The 19,165-nt window shown below is 57.9% G+C and carries 12 protein-coding genes; all 12 read left to right on the forward strand.

Features of this window, described 5'->3' with window-relative positions; translation table 11 throughout:
* Positions 1–303 precede the first annotated feature (303 nt).
* Complete coding sequence (gene rppH, locus PYR66_04520; protein WEF29001.1) at positions 304–834, forward strand: RNA pyrophosphohydrolase; 531 nt, start codon at positions 304–306, stop codon at positions 832–834.
* 12 nt (positions 835–846) lie between these two features.
* Positions 847–3,093: a phosphoenolpyruvate--protein phosphotransferase gene (gene ptsP, locus PYR66_04525; protein ID WEF29002.1), complete on the forward strand. Its 2,247-nt coding sequence runs from the start codon at positions 847–849 to the stop codon at positions 3,091–3,093.
* Between the two features lie 180 nt (positions 3,094–3,273).
* Positions 3,274–4,149 (forward strand): prolipoprotein diacylglyceryl transferase, encoded by an 876-nt coding sequence (lgt, locus tag PYR66_04530; protein ID WEF29003.1) that lies wholly within the window; start codon positions 3,274–3,276, stop codon positions 4,147–4,149.
* A gap of 6 nt (positions 4,150–4,155) precedes the next feature.
* Positions 4,156–4,950, forward strand: a complete 795-nt coding sequence (gene thyA, locus PYR66_04535) for a thymidylate synthase (GenBank protein WEF29004.1) — start codon at positions 4,156–4,158, stop codon at positions 4,948–4,950.
* Positions 4,951–5,174: 224 nt separating this feature from the next.
* Positions 5,175–5,639, forward strand: a complete 465-nt coding sequence (locus PYR66_04540) for a prepilin peptidase-dependent protein (GenBank protein WEF29005.1) — start codon at positions 5,175–5,177, stop codon at positions 5,637–5,639.
* Positions 5,630–6,193, forward strand: coding sequence for a prepilin peptidase-dependent protein (locus tag PYR66_04545; protein WEF29006.1), 564 nt, complete (start codon positions 5,630–5,632; stop codon positions 6,191–6,193). Before PYR66_04540 ends, PYR66_04545 begins: the two co-directional genes overlap by 10 nt.
* Positions 6,190–6,597, forward strand: coding sequence for a DUF2509 family protein (locus tag PYR66_04550; GenBank protein ID WEF29007.1), 408 nt, complete (start codon positions 6,190–6,192; stop codon positions 6,595–6,597). The genes PYR66_04545 and PYR66_04550 overlap by 4 nt, the downstream gene beginning before the upstream one ends.
* The gene (locus PYR66_04555) at positions 6,582–6,905 is read left to right on the forward strand and encodes a prepilin-type N-terminal cleavage/methylation domain-containing protein (protein ID WEF29008.1); all 324 of its coding nucleotides are present in this window, start codon (positions 6,582–6,584) and stop codon (positions 6,903–6,905) included. Before PYR66_04550 ends, PYR66_04555 begins: the two co-directional genes overlap by 16 nt.
* 12 nt (positions 6,906–6,917) lie before the next feature.
* Positions 6,918–10,289, forward strand: a complete 3,372-nt coding sequence (gene recC / locus PYR66_04560; protein WEF29009.1) for an exodeoxyribonuclease V subunit gamma — start codon at positions 6,918–6,920, stop codon at positions 10,287–10,289.
* Positions 10,290–10,447: 158 nt separating this feature from the next.
* Positions 10,448–13,333, forward strand: coding sequence for a pitrilysin (gene ptrA, locus PYR66_04565; GenBank protein ID WEF29010.1), 2,886 nt, complete (start codon positions 10,448–10,450; stop codon positions 13,331–13,333).
* Entirely contained in the window at positions 13,330–16,875 is a 3,546-nt protein-coding gene (recB, locus tag PYR66_04570; protein ID WEF29011.1) for an exodeoxyribonuclease V subunit beta, read from the forward strand. The genes ptrA and recB overlap by 4 nt, the downstream gene beginning before the upstream one ends.
* On the forward strand, positions 16,872–18,710 hold the full coding sequence (gene recD, locus PYR66_04575; protein WEF29012.1) for an exodeoxyribonuclease V subunit alpha: 1,839 nt from the start codon (positions 16,872–16,874) through the stop codon (positions 18,708–18,710). Before recB ends, recD begins: the two co-directional genes overlap by 4 nt.
* Positions 18,711–19,165 lie beyond the last annotated feature (455 nt).

The following is a 19,165-nucleotide window of genomic DNA, read 5'->3' on the forward strand; positions in this document are numbered from 1 at the left end:
GCTGTAATTTGTAAGTGGATATCGTGATAACTTAATGAATAGTATGTCATTATTAAAGACTGTCATCTCTAAGTAGTTCGGATTACTCCGGGTTTTCCCTGGTTAATTCCGTACTTCTTCACAACTCTATCCACAGAAAAAGTGAATAAAATGGGACAGGGATGGCTTTCGCTGTTTATAACTCGGGTGATTACTGTGAGTTATTCAAATGTTATCCGTTATCACGGGGCACAGAGAGTGGTTTACCGTTTCCAACGAGTGTGAAACAATCATTCACATTGAAGCTTATTTTGAGGTAGTCCGGTGATTGATGACGATGGCTACCGCCCAAATGTCGGCATTGTAATCTGTAACCGCCAGGGCCAGGTGATGTGGGCCCGGCGCTATGGTCAGCACTCGTGGCAGTTCCCGCAAGGGGGCATTAATCCAGGTGAGTCCGCCGAGCAGGCAATGTATCGGGAATTGTTCGAAGAGGTTGGGTTAAGCCGTAAAGATGTGCGGATCCTGGCCTCAACCCGTAACTGGCTGCGTTACAAGTTGCCTAAACGTTTGGTGCGTTGGGACACAAAGCCGGTTTGTATCGGTCAGAAGCAGAAGTGGTTTCTTCTACAACTGGTCGGCAGCGATACGGCAATTAATATGCAAACCAGCAGTACACCTGAGTTTGATGGCTGGCGTTGGGTAAGTTATTGGTACCCGGTTCGTCAGGTGGTGTCGTTTAAGCGCGACGTTTACCGCCGGGTGATGAAAGAGTTTGCAGGCGTCACTATGTCGCTTGCGGAAACCGCATCCAAGCCGCAAAGCGCGCCTGCTTATCGACGTAAAAGAGGTTAAGCCACGCACATTATGCTCACTCGGTTGCGAGAAATAGTCGAGAAGGTCGCCAGCGCGCCGCGTTTAAATGAGGCGCTGGATATCCTGGTCACGGATATCTGTAAAGCGATGGAAACCGAAGTTTGTTCGGTTTACCTGGCTGACAACGATCGACGCTGCTATTACCTGATGGCTACGCGCGGGCTGAAAAAACCCCGTGGGCGCACAGTCGCACTCGCATTTGATGAAGGTCTCGTGGGTCTGGTGGGGCGGCTGGCTGAACCTATCAACCTGGCTGACGCGCAAAAGCACCCGAGCTTTAAATACATTCCGGCCGTTAAGGAGGAGCGTTTCCGCGCCTTCCTTGGCGTGCCGATCATCCAGCGGCGCCAGCTGCTGGGCGTACTGGTTGTTCAGCAGCGCGAGCTGCGTCAGTTCGATGAAAGCGAAGAATCTTTCCTTGTCACCCTTGCCACGCAGATGGCCGCCATCCTCTCGCAATCGCAGCTTAACGCGCTGTTTGGCCAGTACCGCCAAACTCGCATTCGCGCGCTGCCGGCCTCATCCGGGGTGGCGATAGCGGAAGGCTGGATGGACGCCAGCCTTCCGCTGATGGAACAGGTCTATGAGGCCTCGACGCTGGATACTGCTTCCGAGCGCGAGCGTTTGACCGGCGCGCTGGAAGAAGCGGCGAATGAGTTCCGTCGCTACAGCAAACGCTATGCCGCCGGGGCGCAAAAAGAGACCGCGGCGATTTTTGACCTCTATTCGCATCTGTTATCCGATGCGCGCCTGCGCCGCGAGCTATTCGATGAAGTCGATAAAGGCTCCGTCGCTGAATGGGCGGTGAAAAAGATCATCGAGAAGTTTGCCGAGCAGTTTGCCGCGCTCAGCGATGGCTATCTGAAAGAGCGAGCAGGGGATTTACGCACCCTCGGACAGCGGCTGCTGTTTCATCTCGACGATACGACTCAGGGGCCGAACACCTGGCCCGAGCGCATTATTTTAGTGGCCGACGAACTGTCGGCGACGACGCTTGCGGAAGTGCCGCAGGATCGTTTAGCCGGCGTGGTGGTACGCGATGGTGCGGCCAACTCCCACGCGGCGATCATGGTGCGTGCGTTGGGCATCCCAACGGTGATGGGTGCCGATATTCAACCGTCGCTGCTGCATGGCCACACCTTGATCGTCGATGGCTACCGCGGCGATCTGCTGGTCGATCCCGAACCGGTACTGCTGCAGGAGTATCAACGCTTAATCAGCGAAGAGAACGAACTCAGCCGGTTGGCGGAAGACGATCTTGAACGCGTGTCAGAGCTGAAAAGCGGCGAGCGGGTGAAGGTGATGCTCAATGCCGGCCTGAGCCCGGAGCATGAAGAGAAGCTCGGCAGCTTTATCGACGGCATTGGCCTCTATCGTACCGAGATTCCCTTTATGCTGCAGAGCGGCTTCCCATCGGAAGAGGAACAGGTCGCCCAGTATCAGGGCATGCTGCAGATGTTTAACAGCAAACCGGTCACCCTGCGTACGCTGGACATCGGCGCCGACAAGCAGCTGCCGTATATGCCGATCAGCGAAGAAAATCCCTGCCTTGGCTGGCGTGGGATCCGCATCACGCTCGATCAGCCGGAGATCTTCCTGATTCAGGTGCGTGCGATGCTGCGCGCTAACGCCGCCACTGGCAACCTGAGCATTTTGCTGCCGATGGTGACTAATCTTGAAGAAGTCGATGAAGCCCGCCGTCTGATTGAACGCGCCAGCCGTGAAGTCGAAGAGATGATTGGTTATGCCATTCCGCGCCCGCGCCTTGGCGTGATGCTGGAAGTGCCGTCGATGGTCTTTATGCTGCCGCAACTGGCGAACCGCATCGACTTTATTTCGGTCGGCACCAACGACCTGACGCAGTACATTCTGGCGGTCGACCGCAACAATACGCGGGTCGCCAATATGTACGATTGTCTGCATCCCGCGGTATTACGGGCGCTGGCGATGATTGCCCATGACGCCGAGCGTTTTGGCATCGATCTTCGTCTGTGCGGCGAGATGGCCGGCGATCCGATGTGCGTCACCATCCTGATTGGCCTCGGCTACCGGCATCTGTCGATGAACGGCCGTTCGGTGGCGAGGGTGAAATATCTGCTGCGCCGCATTGATATCGAAGAGGCGCAGGAGCTGTCGCGCCGTAGCCTGGAAGCGCAGATGACGACCGAAGTGCGCCATCAGGTGGCGGCATTTATGGAGCGTCGCGGTCTCGGCGGCCTGATTCGCGGCGGGCGATAACGGTAGCCCGGGGAAAACCACGCTCCGTTAGCATCCGTATACATATCTTTTACACGTTCGGCGCGGATTGCACTAAACGCTTATGTTATCATTCGCCTCCTTTGGAGTGTCCGTTTTCAACGTGCACGGATCATCACCGCTGTCCACTTTCGGCGGAATAACAAGTCTTTATGGTGACAGATGAATAGTGGCTACCTGCATTTTCCGGAGTTCGATCCGGTAATATTTTCCATTGGACCGGTCTCCCTCCACTGGTACGGCTTGATGTACCTGGTTGGTTTTGTCTTTGCGATGTGGCTGGCCACCCGTCGGGCTAATCGTCCGGGCAGCGGTTGGACAAAAAACGAAGTAGAAAACCTGCTGTATGCAGGCTTCCTCGGCGTGTTCCTCGGCGGCCGTATCGGCTATGTGATGTTCTACAACCTGCCGGTCTTCCTCAGCGATCCGCTGTACCTGTTCCGCGTCTGGGACGGCGGCATGTCGTTCCACGGCGGTCTGATCGGTGTGATTCTGGTGATGATCATCTTCGCTAAACGCACCAAGCGCACCTTCTTCCAGGTTTCTGATTTCATCGCGCCGCTGATCCCGTTTGGACTGGGCGCCGGGCGTTTGGGCAACTTCATTAACGGCGAACTGTGGGGGCGCGTTGATCCGAGCTTCCACTATACGATGATTTTCCCGGGCTCGCGCGCGGAAGATCTGGCGCTGCTGCCGTCGCACCCGGAATGGCAATCGCTGTTTGATACCTACGGCGCGCTGCCGCGTCACGCCTCGCAGCTCTATGAGCTGGCGCTGGAAGGCGTGGTGTTGTTCCTGATCCTGAACCTGTTTATCCGCAAACCGCGCCCGACCGGCTCCGTTTCCGGCCTGTTCCTGATCGGCTACGGCCTGTTCCGCATCATCGTGGAATTCTTCCGCCAGCCGGATGCGCAGTTTACCGGCGGCTGGGTCCAGTACATCAGCATGGGGCAGATTCTTTCGATTCCGATGGTGCTTGCGGGTATCATTATGATGGTTTGGGCGTATCGTCACCGCCCGCAGCAACAAAACTCTTGAGGAACCATGAAACAGTATCTTGATTTGATGCAGAAAGTGCTTGCAGAGGGCACGCAAAAAAATGACCGCACCGGTACTGGCACGATCTCTATCTTCGGCCATCAGATGCGTTTTAACCTGCAGGAAGGCTTCCCGCTGGTGACCACCAAGCGCTGTCATTTACGCTCCATCATCCATGAACTGCTGTGGTTCCTGCAGGGCGACACCAATATTGCCTATCTGCACGAAAACAACGTCACCATCTGGGACGAGTGGGCAGATGAAAACGGCGATCTGGGGCCGGTCTACGGTAAGCAATGGCGCTCCTGGCCTGCGCCGGATGGCCGCCATATCGACCAGATCAGTACGGTAATGGAGCAGCTGAAAAACGACCCGGATTCCCGCCGCATTATCGTGTCTGCGTGGAACGTCGGCGAACTGGATAAAATGGCGCTGGCGCCGTGCCATGCGTTCTTCCAGTTCTACGTCGCGGACGGCAAGCTCTCCTGCCAGTTGTACCAGCGCTCCTGTGACGTATTCCTTGGCCTGCCGTTCAATATCGCCAGTTACGCGCTGCTGGTGCATATGGTGGCGCAGCAGTGCGATCTGGAAGTGGGAGATTTCGTCTGGACTGGCGGGGATACCCACCTGTACAGCAACCACCTGGAACAGACCGACCTGCAGCTCAGTCGTGAACCGCGTTCACTGCCGAAACTGGTTATTAAACGCAAACCGGCATCGATTTTTGACTACCGTTTTGAAGACTTCGAAATAGAAGGTTATGACCCGCATCCAGGCATTAAAGCGCCTGTAGCGATTTAAACTCTTCGCGTAGTCGCGTAGACGACAAACCGGCGCCAGTGCGAGTGGCGCCGGTTTTTTTTATCCCCCGGCAGACCTTACCTGCATTTTTTCTTTCCTGTTTTGCGAGCCTGCTTCCTGACTACGTTCAACATCCTGCAACAGCGCGACTATTTTCCGATCCGCCACGCAGGGTACTGATTTGCCAGTCGAATTGATCAATAGACCAACACATACTCGACGCCATGAACAGACAACATGGCTACACCCTGATCGAAATGTTGGTCACGATGATGCTGGTGGTTATCCTCAGCGCCAGTGGTATGTATGGCTGGCATCGCTGGCAGCAACAACAACGCCTGTGGCAAGTCGCCTGCCAGGTACGTGATTACCTTGTGTTGCTGCGCGATGACGCCAACTGGCACAACCGCGACCGTGTTATCAGCGCCGGTCAATCGGCTGGCGGTTGGTGCCTGAGCGCAACGGGTGAAAATGCTAATTGTAGTGCGAAAACGCCTTTTACCCTGCAGCCGCAGTGGCCGGAGATTACGTTGCGGCACCTGACGGTTGGGATGGGCTTTTACGGCCTGCGCAACAGCGCTTGGGCCGGACATATTCTGCTGCAAAGCGATGGCGGGGCGTGGCGGATTATTGTCTCCAATTGGGGGCGCATACGCCTGTGTCGGGAGGGGGAATCCCTATGCCAGTAGCCGCGCGCGGTTTCTCATTACTCGAAACGCTGATCGCGATGGCGATTGGGTCGGTTCTGCTGCTGGGCGCTGCTCGTTTTCTCCCGGCGTTACAGCGTCAGGTTTTGCGACAAACGCAGCAGCAGTCTCTGGACAATGAGCTATGGCAGAGGGTTTACGCGATAGCAAAACATCTCCAGCGAGCCGGATACTGCGCGGGTAGTTGTGGCAGTCAGGCGCTGTCTATCGCCAACGCTGGCCAGTGCATTATTGTTCGTTGGGATGGCAACAGTAACGGCATCTGGGACAGTGCGCCGGAGTCCGATGCCGACGCCACTGGTTTTCGTCTGCGCGATGGGGCGCTGGAAACACGGCGCGGCGTCAGCGACTGTAGCGGAAAGGGGTGGGAGAAGATGACTGACCCTGCGGCGATAACGGTAACGCGCTTTCACGTCGAGCGGCAGTCGATAAGCGGTTTTCCCCCGGAACTTATCGTCACGCTGGGAGCGCAGGCGCAATCCGATTCGCGCATCGTCGCCGAGGCGGAATATCGGGTGACGGGGTTCAACCTGTGAACCGTCAGCGCGGCGTCTCATCGTTATTGATGGTGCTCCTGCTGCTGGCGCTGGGAAGCTTGCTGTTGCAGGGGATGAATCAGCAACAACGGTCGTTGCTGGCGCAGGTGAGTGCCGAAACCCAGGCGATCCGCGAGACTGCAGCCGCGCACTCGGCGCTGCAGTGGGGGAAAGGATTGCACTGGCCCCTACAGGATGCGGCGGTTTGTCAGCAGGATAGCAGCCAGCGCTGGCGTGCCTGCCTGCGACGCTTCAACGATGCCAGCGCGCTGCTTATCGCCAGCAGCGGCACGGTACAGGTGTGGCAGTCGGGGCGGATTGAACAGGGCGTTTTGCTATTTTCCCCACATGGCTGGAGCGACTTTTGCCCGCTCAAGGAGAAGATGTTATGCCAGATGCCATAGTACACCAACGCGGCTTCAGTATGGCGGAAACGCTATTGGCGATGGTGCTGTTAATCATGGTGATAACTGCGCTTGGCGGCTATCACCGTGGGTTGAGCGTCGGGGTCACTCAGTTGAACCACTATCGCCAGCAGTGGCGCGACGCGTGGCGCTTTAGTCAGCTTGTCTCCCCGGCGCGACCGGCGCGGGGGCAAATAAGCCGCTTGCAGACATCGACACAAAGTTGTGTCAGCATCATGGTAACGATCACCATGCCTGCCGATAAGCAGGTGCAGATGACCCGGCTGCATTGTCCGGTAAATCAGTAGTCAGGAGCGAATATGTTAAGGGTGTACCACTCAAACCGTCTGGATGTGCTGGAAGCGTTGATGGAGTTTATCGTCGAACGCCAGCGGCTGGACGACCCTTTCATGCCGGAAATGGTGCTGGTGCAAAGTACCGGCATGGCGCAATGGCTGCAGATGACGCTGGCAAAGCGTTTTGGTATTGCGGCAAATATCGATTTCCCGCTACCGGCCAGTTTTATCTGGGATATGTTCGTCCGCGTGCTGGACGATATTCCTGGAGAAAGCGCCTTTAGTAAACAGAGCATGAGCTGGAAGTTGATGACGCTGTTGCCGCAGTATCTCGACGACGACGCCTTTACGCTATTGCGCCACTATCTGAGCGATGACAGCGACAAACGTAAACTGTTCCAGCTTGCTGCGCGGGTAGCTGACCTGTACGACCAGTATCTGGTGTATCGCCCGGAGTGGCTGATGCGGTGGGAAGCAGATGAACGGGTTGAAGGGCTGGGCGATGCCCAGCAGTGGCAGGCGCCACTGTGGAAAGCGTTAGTGGAATACACTTCTGAACTGGGGCAGCCGCTATGGCACCGCGCGAACCTGTACCAGCGCTTTATCAGCGCGCTTGAAAGCGCTGACCAGCCGCCCGCCGGATTGCCATCGCGGGTCTTTATCTGTGGTATCTCGGCGCTGCCGCCCGTGTATCTACAGGCTCTGCAAGCGCTGGGCAAGCATGTTGATGTCTATGTGTTGTTCACCAACCCGTGTCGTTACTACTGGGGGGATATTAAAGATCCGGCGTTTCTGGCTAAATTGATGTCGCGTCAGCGCCGTCATCACCGCGAGGCGCGCGAATTACCGTTATTCCGCGATACCGAACAGGCTCCAGGGTTATTCAACGACGACGGCGAACAGGATGTCGGTAACCCGCTGCTGGCCTCGTGGGGCAAGCTGGGGCGTGATTACATCTACCTGCTGGCCGGGTTGGCACGTTATGAAGAGCTGGATGCGTTTGTCGATATCGCGCCGGATAATCTACTGCACAATCTACAGGCCGATATCCTGGAACTGCGTAACGCTGCGGTGGCGGGGCGCACAGCTAAAGAGTTCGCTAGCAGCGACAGCAAGCGCCCGCTGGCCCCAGACGACCGTAGTCTGGCCATCCACGTCTGTCACAGCCCGCAGCGAGAAGTTGAGGTGCTGCACGACCAGCTGCTGGCGATGCTGGAAGAGAACCCGGAGCTGACGCCGCGCGATATTATCGTGATGGTGGCCGATATCGATAGCTATAGCCCCTATATTCAGGCGGTATTCGGCGCGGCGCGCGGCGAGCGCTGGCTACCGTGGGCTATCTCCGACCGTCGCGCTCGTGAATCTCACCCGGCATTACAGGCCTTTATTACGCTGCTTTCCCTGCCTGATAGCCGCTTTGCCAGCGAGGATGTGCTGGCGCTGCTGGATGTGCCGGTGCTGGCGGCGCGTTTCAATATTGATGAAGAAGGGCTGCGTCATTTACGCCAGTGGGTGAATGAATCCGGCGTGCGTTGGGGGATGGATGACGACAACGTGCGTGAAATGGATCTCCCGGCCACCGGCCAGCACACCTGGCGCTTCGGTTTAACGCGTATGCTGCTGGGTTATGCGATGGACAGTAGCCAGGGCGAGTGGCAGTCGGTTCTGCCGTATGATGAATCCAGCGGTCTTATCGCCGAACTGGTGGGGAATCTTGCCTCGCTGCTAATGCAGCTGAATCGGTGGCGCCGTGGTCTGGCCCAGGAGCGCTCGCTGGAAGCGTGGCTGCCTGTGTGCCGTGAGTTGCTCACCGATTTCTTCCTGCCGGATAGCGAAACCGAAGCGGCGCTGGCGCTGATCGAACAGCAGTGGCAGGCGATTATTGATGGCGGCCTGGACGCGCAGTATGGCGCGGTGGTCCCGTTGTCATTACTGCGCGATGAACTGTCGCAGCGTCTCGATCAACAGCGCATCAGCCAGCGTTTTCTCGCCGGGCCGGTGAATATCTGTACCCTGATGCCCATGCGTTCTATCCCCTTCAAAGTGGTCTGCCTGCTGGGCATGAACGACGGCGTTTATCCGCGCACTCTTGCCCCGTTGGGCTTCGACTTAATGAGCCAAAAGCCGCATCGCGGCGACCGTAGCCGTCGCGATGACGACCGCTACTTGTTCCTTGAAGCGCTGATGTCCGCCGAACAGAAGCTCTATATCAGCTATATCGGCCGTTCCATTCAGGATAACAGCGAGCGCTATCCGTCGGTGCTGGTACAGGAGCTGGCGGATTATATTGGTCAGAGCCACTGCCTTAAAGGCGATGAAGCGCTGGACTGCGATGCCAGCGAACAGCGCGTTAAGGCGCATATCACCCATCTGCATACGCGCATGCCTTTCGATGCGGCGAACTATCTGCCGGATGAAAACCAGAGCTATGCGAAGGAGTGGCTGGCAGCTGCCAGCCAGCAGGGGGAAGCACACAGCGAATTTATTCAGCCGCTTCCGGCGCCCGTTATTGACTCGCTGGCGTTTGAACAACTGTTGCGCTTCTGGCAACACCCGGTGCGCGCCTTTTTCCAACAGCGCCTGCGAGTGAATTTCCGCTCTGAAGAGAGCGAAATCCCCGAAGACGAGCCTTTTGTTCTTGAAGGGCTGAGCCGCTACCAGCTTAATCAGCAGTTGCTTAATACCCTGATTGAACAACAGGATGCGTCGACGATGTATCGTCGCTTCCGCGCCGCGGGGGAGCTACCCTACGGCGCTTTTGGTGAACTGGCCTGGGAGACGCAGCGCCAGGAGATGCAGAACCTGGCGGAGCGGGTTATCGCCAGCCGCCAGCCCGCGCAAAGCCTGGAAATCGACCTGCAGTGCAACGGCATCAATCTGACCGGCTGGCTGCAGCAGGTACAGCCGGATGGGCTCTTGCGCTGGCGTCCGTCGCTGCTGAGCGTCTCCCAGGGCGTGCAACTTTGGCTGGAACATCTTGTCTATTGCGCAAGCGGCGGTCGTGGCGAGAGCCGGCTGTTCGTGCGTAAAGAAGGGGAGTGGCGTTTCCCGCCGCTGGCGACGGAACAGGCGCAAAGTTATCTGAATGAACTGGTGGAAGGTTACCTGCAGGGGATGTCGAAACCCTTGCTGCTGCTGCCGGAAAGCGGCGGCGCATGGCTAAAAGTCTGTTACGACGCGGAAAAGGATGTCATGTTAATGGACGACGAAACGCAACAAAAAGCGCGTAGTAAGTTCCTTCAGGCCTACGAAGGTAATATGGTGGTTAGCGGTGAGGGTTCCGATGTCTGGTACCAGCGCCTGTGGCGCACTCTGGAGCCTACGTACTATGAAGAGATTATCGTTCAGGCGCAGCGTTATCTGTTGCCGATATTTCGTTTCCATCAGTCCAAATAAAAATTGTATATAAATTGCGCAAAACAGGGTTGTTCATTTATTATGCGCAGCGAATCACGGACTGATGTTTTAAATACCCGGAAGATGGCGCTAGCCTGATGATGGGTATCAACGCTGATGTTATGCAGCGCGAAGTTTGTTAATGATGAGGTCCGTGAATGCCCCGCAGTTTATGGTTCAAAGTTCTTGTTGTAGTGGTCGCCCTCTGGGCGCCGTTAAGTCAGGCAGACACCGGGTGGCAACCGATTCAGGAAACCATCCGTAAAAGCGAAAAAGATCCCCGTCAGTATCAGGCTATTCGCCTGCAAAACGGTATGGTCGTACTATTGGTATCCGATCCGCAGGCGGTGAAATCACTGTCGGCGCTGGTGGTGCCGGTAGGGTCATTGCAGGATCCGGCCGACCATCAGGGGCTGGCGCACTACCTTGAGCACATGACCTTAATGGGCTCGAAGAAGTATCCGCAGCCTGACAGCCTTGCTGAATTCCTCAAAATGCACGGCGGCAGCCATAATGCCAGCACCGCGCCATATCGCACCGCGTTCTACCTTGAGGTGGAAAACGATGCCCTCAACGGTGCGGTCGATCGTCTGGCAGATGCTATCGCTGCACCGCGACTGGATAAAAAATACGCCGAGCGCGAGCGTAATGCGGTTAACGCCGAGCTGACCATGGCGCGTACCCGAGACGGGATGCGTATGGCGCAGGTGAGCGCCGAAACCATCAACCCGGCGCACCCGGCGTCGCAATTCTCCGGTGGTAACCTCGATACGCTGAGCGACAAACCGGGTAGTCCGGTGCTTGATGCTCTGCATGCTTTCCGCGATCGTTGGTACTCCGCCAATCTGATGAAGGCGGTGATCTACAGCAATAAACCGCTGCCCGAGCTGGCGAGCATGGCTGCCGCCACCTACGGGCGGGTGCCGAATCACGACATCAACAAGCCGGAAATTACCGTGCCGGTAGTCACCGAGGCACAGAAAGGCGTGGTGATCCACTACGTACCGGCGATGCCGCGTAAAGTCCTGCGTGTAGAATTCCGTATTGATAACAACAGTGACCAGTTCCGTAGCAAGACTGATGAGCTGGTGACCTACATGATTGGCAACCGCAGCCCTGGTACCTTGTCCGACTGGCTGCAGAAGCAGGGGCTGGCGGAAGGCATCCGCGCAGACTCCGATCCGGCGGTCAATGGTAACAGCGGTGTGCTGGCGATCTCTGCCACCTTGACGGATAAAGGTCTGGCGCATCGTGATGAAGTGACGGCGGCTATCTTCAGCTATCTGGATCTGCTGCGCAGTCAGGGTATCGATAAGCGTTATTTTGATGAATTAGCCCACGTGCTGGAGCTTGATTTCCGCTATCCGTCGATTAGTCGCGATATGGATTATGTCGAATGGCTGGCTGATACCATGATTCGCGTGCCGGTAGAGCATGTACTGGACGTGGTTAACATTGCCGATCGTTATGACGCGCAGGCGATTAAAGACCGCCTGGCGATGATGACGCCGCAAAACGCGCGTATCTGGTACATCAGCCCGAATGAACCACACAATAAAGTCGCCTATTTCGTCAACGCGCCTTATCAGGTCGATAAAATCAGCGCTAAGACCTTTGCCGACTGGCAGCAAAAATCTGCGGCCATCGCGCTGCAGCTACCCGCGCTGAACCCTTACATTCCAGATGATTTCACGCTGATTAAGAGCGACAAGGCCTACCCGCATCCGGAGCTTATCGTCGATGAGCCGACGTTACGGGTGGTGTACGCGCCGAGCCAGTACTTCGCGAGCGAACCGAAGGCTGATATCTCGCTGGTGCTGCGCAACCCGCAGGCGATGGATAGCGCGCGCCGTCAGGTGATGTTTGCGCTGAATGATTATCTGGCGGGCATTGCGCTCGACCAGCTCAGCAACCAGGCCGCAGTGGGCGGCATTAGCTTCTCGACCGGCGCCAACAACGGCCTGATGGTAAACGCTAACGGCTATACTCAGCGTCTGCCGCAGCTGTTTACCGCGCTGCTGGACGGCTACTTTAGCTACACGCCGACCGAAGAACAGCTTGAGCAGGCGAAATCCTGGTATGCCCAGATGATGGATTCGGCGGACAAAGGCAAAGCCTATGACCAGGCGATTATGCCGATTCAGATGCTGTCGCAGGTGCCATATTTCGAGCGCAAAACGCGCCGTGATTTGCTGCCGTCAATCACCCTGAAAGAGGTGATTGACTACCGCGATAATCTGAAAGCCAAGGGGCGTCCGGAACTGCTGGTCGTGGGCAACATGAGCGCGCAACAGTCCACCGATTTGGCTCGTCAGATCCAAAAACAGTTAGGCGCCGATGGCAACGAATGGTGCCGTAACAAAGATGTGCTGGTCGACAGCAAACAGCTGGCGATGTTTGAAAAAACGGGGAACAGTACCGATTCCGCGCTGGCGGCGGTATTCGCGCCGCCGAATGTCGATGAATACAGTAGTCTGGCCGCCAGCTCCCTGCTGGGGCAAATCGTCCAACCCTGGTTCTACAATCAGCTGCGTACCGAAGAACAGCTGGGCTATGCGGTATTCGCCTTCTCGATGAACGTCGGCCGGCAGTGGGGAATGGGCTTCCTGTTGCAGAGCAGCGATAAACAACCCGCGTTTCTCTGGCAGCGCTTCCAGGCTTTCTTCCCGACAGCGGAAGCTAAATTGCGGGCGATGAAGCCGGAAGAGTTTGCGCAGATCCAGCAGGCGGTTATCAGCCAGATGCAGCAGGCACCGCAGACGTTGGGTGAAGAAGCATCAACGCTGAGCAAAGATTTCGATCGCGGTAATATGCGCTTCGATTCACGTGATAAAGTAGTGGCTCAGATTAAACTGCTGACGCCGCAAAAGCTTGCCGACTTCTTCCATCAGACGGTGGTGGATCCGCAAGGCATGGCACTGTTGTCCCAGATTTCCGGCAGCCAGAATGGCAAGACGGAATATGCCGCTCCTGAAGGCGGCAAGGTATGGGAAAGCGTCAGCGCATTGCAGAAATCCTTACCCCTGATGCGAGAGAATGAATGACCGGAACCGCAGAGTCTCTTGACCCACTACGCTTGCCCCTGACGGGCGAGCGGCTGATAGAAGCCTCCGCGGGCACCGGAAAAACCTTTACCATCGCCGCGCTCTATTTGCGGCTGCTGCTGGGGCTGGGCGGCGAATCCGCCTATCCCCGGCCGGTTAGCGTGGAAGAGCTGTTGGTCGTCACCTTTACCGAGGCGGCGACGGAAGAGCTGCGTGGACGTATCCGTAGTAATATTCATGAGCTGCGGATCGCCTGCCTGCGCGAAAGCTCCAGCAACCCCCTCTATGCCGCGCTGCTCGCGGAAATCACGGATAAAAACCAGGCGGCGCAAACGTTGATGCTGGCGGAGCGGCAGATGGATGAGGCCGCAGTCTTTACCATCCACGGTTTCTGCCAGCGCATGCTGAGCCTTAATGCCTTCGAATCCGGGATGCTGTTTGAGCAGCAACTGATCGAAGATGAATCCCGCCTACGTTATCAAGCCTGCGCTGACTTCTGGCGTCGCCACTGCTACCCGCTGCCGCGCGATATCGCCGCGGTGATCCATGAACAGTGGAAAGGGCCGCGTGATCTGCTCAACGCGATTGACCGCTGGCTGCAAGGCGAAGCACCGCAGCTGAAATCGCCGCCGCCTGCAGAGGAGACGCTTGCTGAACGTCATCAGCAGATTCTGCAGCGCATCAATGCGCTGAAGCAGCAGTGGCGGGAACAGGTTGGCGAAATTGAAAATATACTGGAAAGTTCAGGCCTCGACCGACGTAAGTTCAACCGTGGCAACCAGGGGAAATGGATCGAAAAGGTCAACGCCTGGGCACAGGAAGAGACCCTCAGTTATCAGCTTCCCGATGCGCTGGAGAAATTCTCGCAACCGTTCCTTATTGAGCGCACGAAAGACGGCGGCGAACCGCCGCTGCATCCGCTTTTTAGCGCGGTAGAAGCGCTGCTTGCCTCGCCGCTCACCTTAAACGATCTGGTCATCGCCAGAGCGATGGTGGAGATCCGTGAAGCCGTCGCCCGCGAGAAACGCCGCCGCGGCGAACTGGGCTTTGACGATATGCTCAGCCGACTGGATGGCGCTCTGCGCGGCGACAGCGGCGAAGCGCTGGCCAGTGCCATTCGCCAGCGATTCCCGGTGGCGATGATCGATGAGTTCCAGGATACCGATCCGCAGCAATACCGTATCTTTCGCCGCATCTGGCGCAGGCAGCCGGATACGGCGCTGCTGCTGATTGGCGATCCAAAACAGGCGATTTACGCCTTCCGCGGCGCCGACATCTTCACCTACATGAAGGCGCGCGGCGATGTTGCCGCCCACTATACGCTGGATACCAATTGGCGCTCAGCGCCAGGCATGGTGGAAAGCGTTAACCGTCTGTTCGGCCTGAGCAACAATCCCTTTATGTTCCGCGAGATCCCTTTCTTACCGGTGAGATCCGCGGCCAAAAATCAGGGATTGCGCTTCACCGTTGACGATCGGGCGGTCCCGGCGATGAACATGTGGTTAATGCCGGGAGAAGCCGTGGGTTCCGGTGACTATCAGACCTTTATGGCGCAATTATGCGCGACCCAGATCCGTGACTGGCTTAGCGCCGGCCAGCAGGGGCGCGCGCTGTTGTGGCGCGGCGAGCAGGCTGAACCCGTACGCGCGTCCGATATTACCGTGCTAGTGCGTAACCGTCAGGAAGCGGCGCTTATCCGCGATGCGTTGCAGTTGCTGGCGATTCCCTCGGTCTATCTCTCAAACCGCGATAGCGTTTTTGAAACCCCGGAAGCGCAGGAGTTGCTGTGGGTGCTGCAGGCCGTTCTGGCGCCTGAACGTGAAAACACGCTACGCAGCGCGCTGGCGACGGCCATGTTTGGCCTTAACGCTCAGGATATCGAAAACCTGAATCAGGATGAGCGCGCGTGGGATGAACTGGTTGAAGAGTTCAGCGAATACCGGCAGGTCTGGCGCCAGCGCGGCGTCATGCCGATGCTGCGCGCGCTGATGGGCGCGCGTCATATCGCTGAAAACCTGCTGGCGACCCACGGTGGCGAACGCCGTTTAACCGATATTCTGCATATCAGCGAGTTACTGCAAGAAGCGGCGAATCAACTGGAGAGCGAGCATGCGCTGGTGCGCTGGCTGACGCAACATATCGCCGAACCGGACAGCAATGCTTCCAACCAGCAGATGCGCCTGGAGAGCGATAAGCATCTGGTGCAAATCGTCACCATCCATAAATCGAAAGGTCTGGAATATCCGCTGGTCTGGCTGCCGTTCATCGCCCGTTTCCGTAAACAGGATCAGGCTTTCTACCACGACCGCGACTCCTTCGCTGCGGTGCTCGACCTCGGGCAGGGGGAAAATAGCCTTGAGCTGGCGGAGGCAGAGCGACTGGCGGAAGACTTACGTTTGCTGTACGTGGCGTTAACTCGCGCGGTGTGGCACTGCAGCCTTGGCGTTGCCCCATTAAGCACCCGGCGCAGCGATAAGCCAGGCAACAGCGATTTTCATCATAGCGCCCTTGGCCGTTTGCTCCAGGATGGCGAGGCCATGGACGCCGCGGGATTAGCCGCTCGGCTGCAGGCGTTCTGCAGCGATGATATCGTCCTCTGTGCGCCGATGACGCAGGATCAGACGCCGTGGCAGGCACCGGAAAGCGCGTTGCCGTCGCTCTCGGCGCGAACGCGCGATCGCCAGGTGATAGATGACTGGCGGGTGACCAGCTACTCTGGCCTGCAGCAGCATGGCTCCAGCGCCGGGCAGGATCTGCTGCCGCGTCTCGATATCGACGCCGCGGGTGTTGGCGAGGTGACGGAAGAGCCGCAGCTCACGCCGCATCAATTCCCGCGCGGCGCTTCGCCGGGGACGTTCCTGCACAGTCTGTTTGAAGACCTCGATTTCAGCCAGCCGGTGCCCGTTGACTGGATGGCGAAAAAGCTACAGCTACACGGCTTTGGCGAAGAATGGGCGCCGGTATTGAGCGAATGGCTGGACGGTGTGCTGCGTACGCGGTTGCCGGGTGCGGAAATCGCGCTAAATCAGCTCTGCGCGCGGGATAAGCAGGTAGAAATGGCCTTCTATTTGCCGATTGAACAGCCGCTGGATCCGCTTAAGCTCGACGCGCTGATCCGCCGGTATGATCCGCTGTCGGTTGATACCCCGACGCTCGACTTCCGTCAGGTACGCGGGATGTTGAAAGGTTTTATCGACCTCGTATTCCGTCACGACGGACGCTATTACCTGCTCGATTACAAATCCAACTGGTTAGGCGAAGACCGCGAAGCCTACACCCGGCAGGCGATGACTCAGGCGATGCGCCTGCACCGTTATGACCTGCAGTATCAGCTGTATAGCCTGGCATTGCATCGTTATCTACGCCACCGGATTGCTGATTACCGCTATGAGCAGCACTTCGGCGGTGTTATTTATCTCTTCTTACGCGGCATGGACGGCCAGGAAGGCGGGCAGGGGATTTTCACTACCCGCCCGGCGCAGCCGCTCATTGACGGTCTCGATGCGCTATTTACCGGCGTTGAGCAGGAGGTGGACTCATGACCATGGATGAACTGTTGCTGGCCGCCGCCGAGCAGCGCTTGTTGCGGCCTCTGGACGCGCAGTTTGCGCTGATGGTGGCGCAGGACGCGCATCCGGCGGTGAAGCTGGCCGCCGCGTTGCTGAGTCGGGATGCCGGCGAAGGACATGTCTGCCTGCCGCTGTCGCGTCTTAACGGCGAGGAGATGCTGAGCGGCAAAGCCGGTGAGATCCACGATCAATTACTGGCGCTGGTGGGGATGCCGGAAGATTGGCCGGCGCTGCTGCTCTCTTCATCGGCGGTGAGTCGCGGCGATGAACCGACGCCGATGATTTTGTGCGGCGACAGGCTCTATCTGAACCGCATGTGGCATAACGAGCTGACCGTCGCGCGCTTCTTTAACGAGGCGAATCGGGTGCAGGAGGTCGATGAAGCGCGGCTAACGGCAACGCTGAATGCGCTCTTTCCCCCGACGGACGATATCGACTGGCAAAAAGTTGCCGCTGCGGTGGCGCTGACCCGACGTATTTCGGTGATTTCCGGCGGCCCTGGCACCGGTAAGACCACCACCGTCGCGAAGCTGCTGGCGGCGCTGATTCAGATGAACGATAGCTCGCGCTGTCGTATTCGTCTGGCGGCGCCGACCGGGAAAGCGGCTGCGCGTCTGACTGAATCACTGGGAGCGGCGCTACGAAAGCTACCGCTCAGCGAGGAGCAGAAAGCGTTGATTCCCGCCGAGGCCAGCACATTGCATCGCCTGCTGGGCGCTCAGCCCGGCAGCCAGAGAATGCGTTACCATGCGGGTAACCCACTGCACCTCGATGTGCTGGTGGTTGATGAGGCGTCGATGATCGACTTACCCATGATGTCGCGCCTGATTGATGCCTTGCCGGAACATGGGCGGGTGATATTCCTCGGTGACCGTGACCAGCTGGCTTCGGTGGAAGCCGGGGCGGTGCTCGGCGATATCTGCGCCTGGGCGACTTCCGGCTACACCGCCGGGCGGGCTGAGGAGCTATCGCGGCTGACCGCTTCGCCAGTACCGGTGGGGGATGGGCAAACCGCCGGCGCGCTGCGCGATAGCCTGTGTCTGCTGCAAAAAAGCTACCGCTTTGGCAGCCATTCCGGCATCGGCAGTCTGGCGCGGGCGGTCAATGCTGGCGCGCGCGCGGAGGTGAAAGCGACGTTGCATCATCCGTTCGACGACATTGCTCTTCATCCGTTGAGTACCACCGAAGAGTATGAAACGATGTTGGCTGCGGCGCAGGAGGGCTATGGTCGCTATCTGAAGCTACGCCGCGAACAGGCCGCGCCGGAAGAGATGATTGCCGCCTTCGGCGAGTTTCAGTTGCTGTGCGCGCTGCGCGAAGGGCCATATGGCGTCAGTGGCGTGAATGAGCAACTGGAGCAAATGCTTAACCGTAAGCGGGTGATTACGTTACCGCGCCATTCGCGCTGGTACGATGGTCGGCCGGTGATGATATCGCGCAACGATAGCGCGCTGGGGCTGTTTAACGGCGATATCGGTATTGCGTTGGAAAGGGACGGCGAGCTGCGCGTATGGTTCCTGATGCCCGATGGCACGATTAAATCGGTGCCGCCGAGCCGCCTGCCGGAGCACGATACCGCCTGGGCGATGACGGTACATAAGTCTCAGGGGTCGGAATTCGATCATGCCGCGCTGATCCTACCGTCGCGCAGCGTACCGCTGGTGACCCGTGAGCTGGTCTATACCGCAATCACCCGCGCTAAGCAGCGTTTGTCGCTTTACGCTGATGAGCGGGTGCTGGCGCAGGCCGTCGTGACGCGTACCGAGCGACGCAGCGGTCTGGCGGAGATTTTCGCGCAGAATGGGTAGCCCGGATAAGGCGCAGGCCGCCATCCGGTGATGCTCCCTGCTGTCGCTGCGCTTAGCAGGGCTACAGTTCTATACCGTCGGGTAGCCCGGATAAGGCGCAAGCCGCCATCCGGTGATGCTCCCTGCTGTCGCTGCGCTTAGCAGGGCTACGGTTCTATACCGTCGGGTAGCCCGGATAAGGCGCAAGCCGCCATCCGGTGATGTTCCCTGCTCGCGCTGCGCTTAGCAGGGCTACGGTTCTATGCCGTTGGGTAGTCCGGATAAGGCGCAAGCCGCCATCCGGTGATGTTCCCTGCTGTCGCTGCGCTTAGCAGGGCTACAGTTCTATACCGTCGGGTAGCCCGGATAAGGCGTAAGCCGCCATCCGGTGATGTTCCCTGCTGTCGCTGCGCTTAGCAGGGCTACGGTTCTATGCCGTTGGATAGCCCGGATAAGGCGCAAGCCGCCATCCAGTG

Source organism: Klebsiella aerogenes, assembly GCA_029027985.1.
Classification (GTDB): domain Bacteria; phylum Pseudomonadota; class Gammaproteobacteria; order Enterobacterales; family Enterobacteriaceae; genus Klebsiella; species Klebsiella aerogenes_A.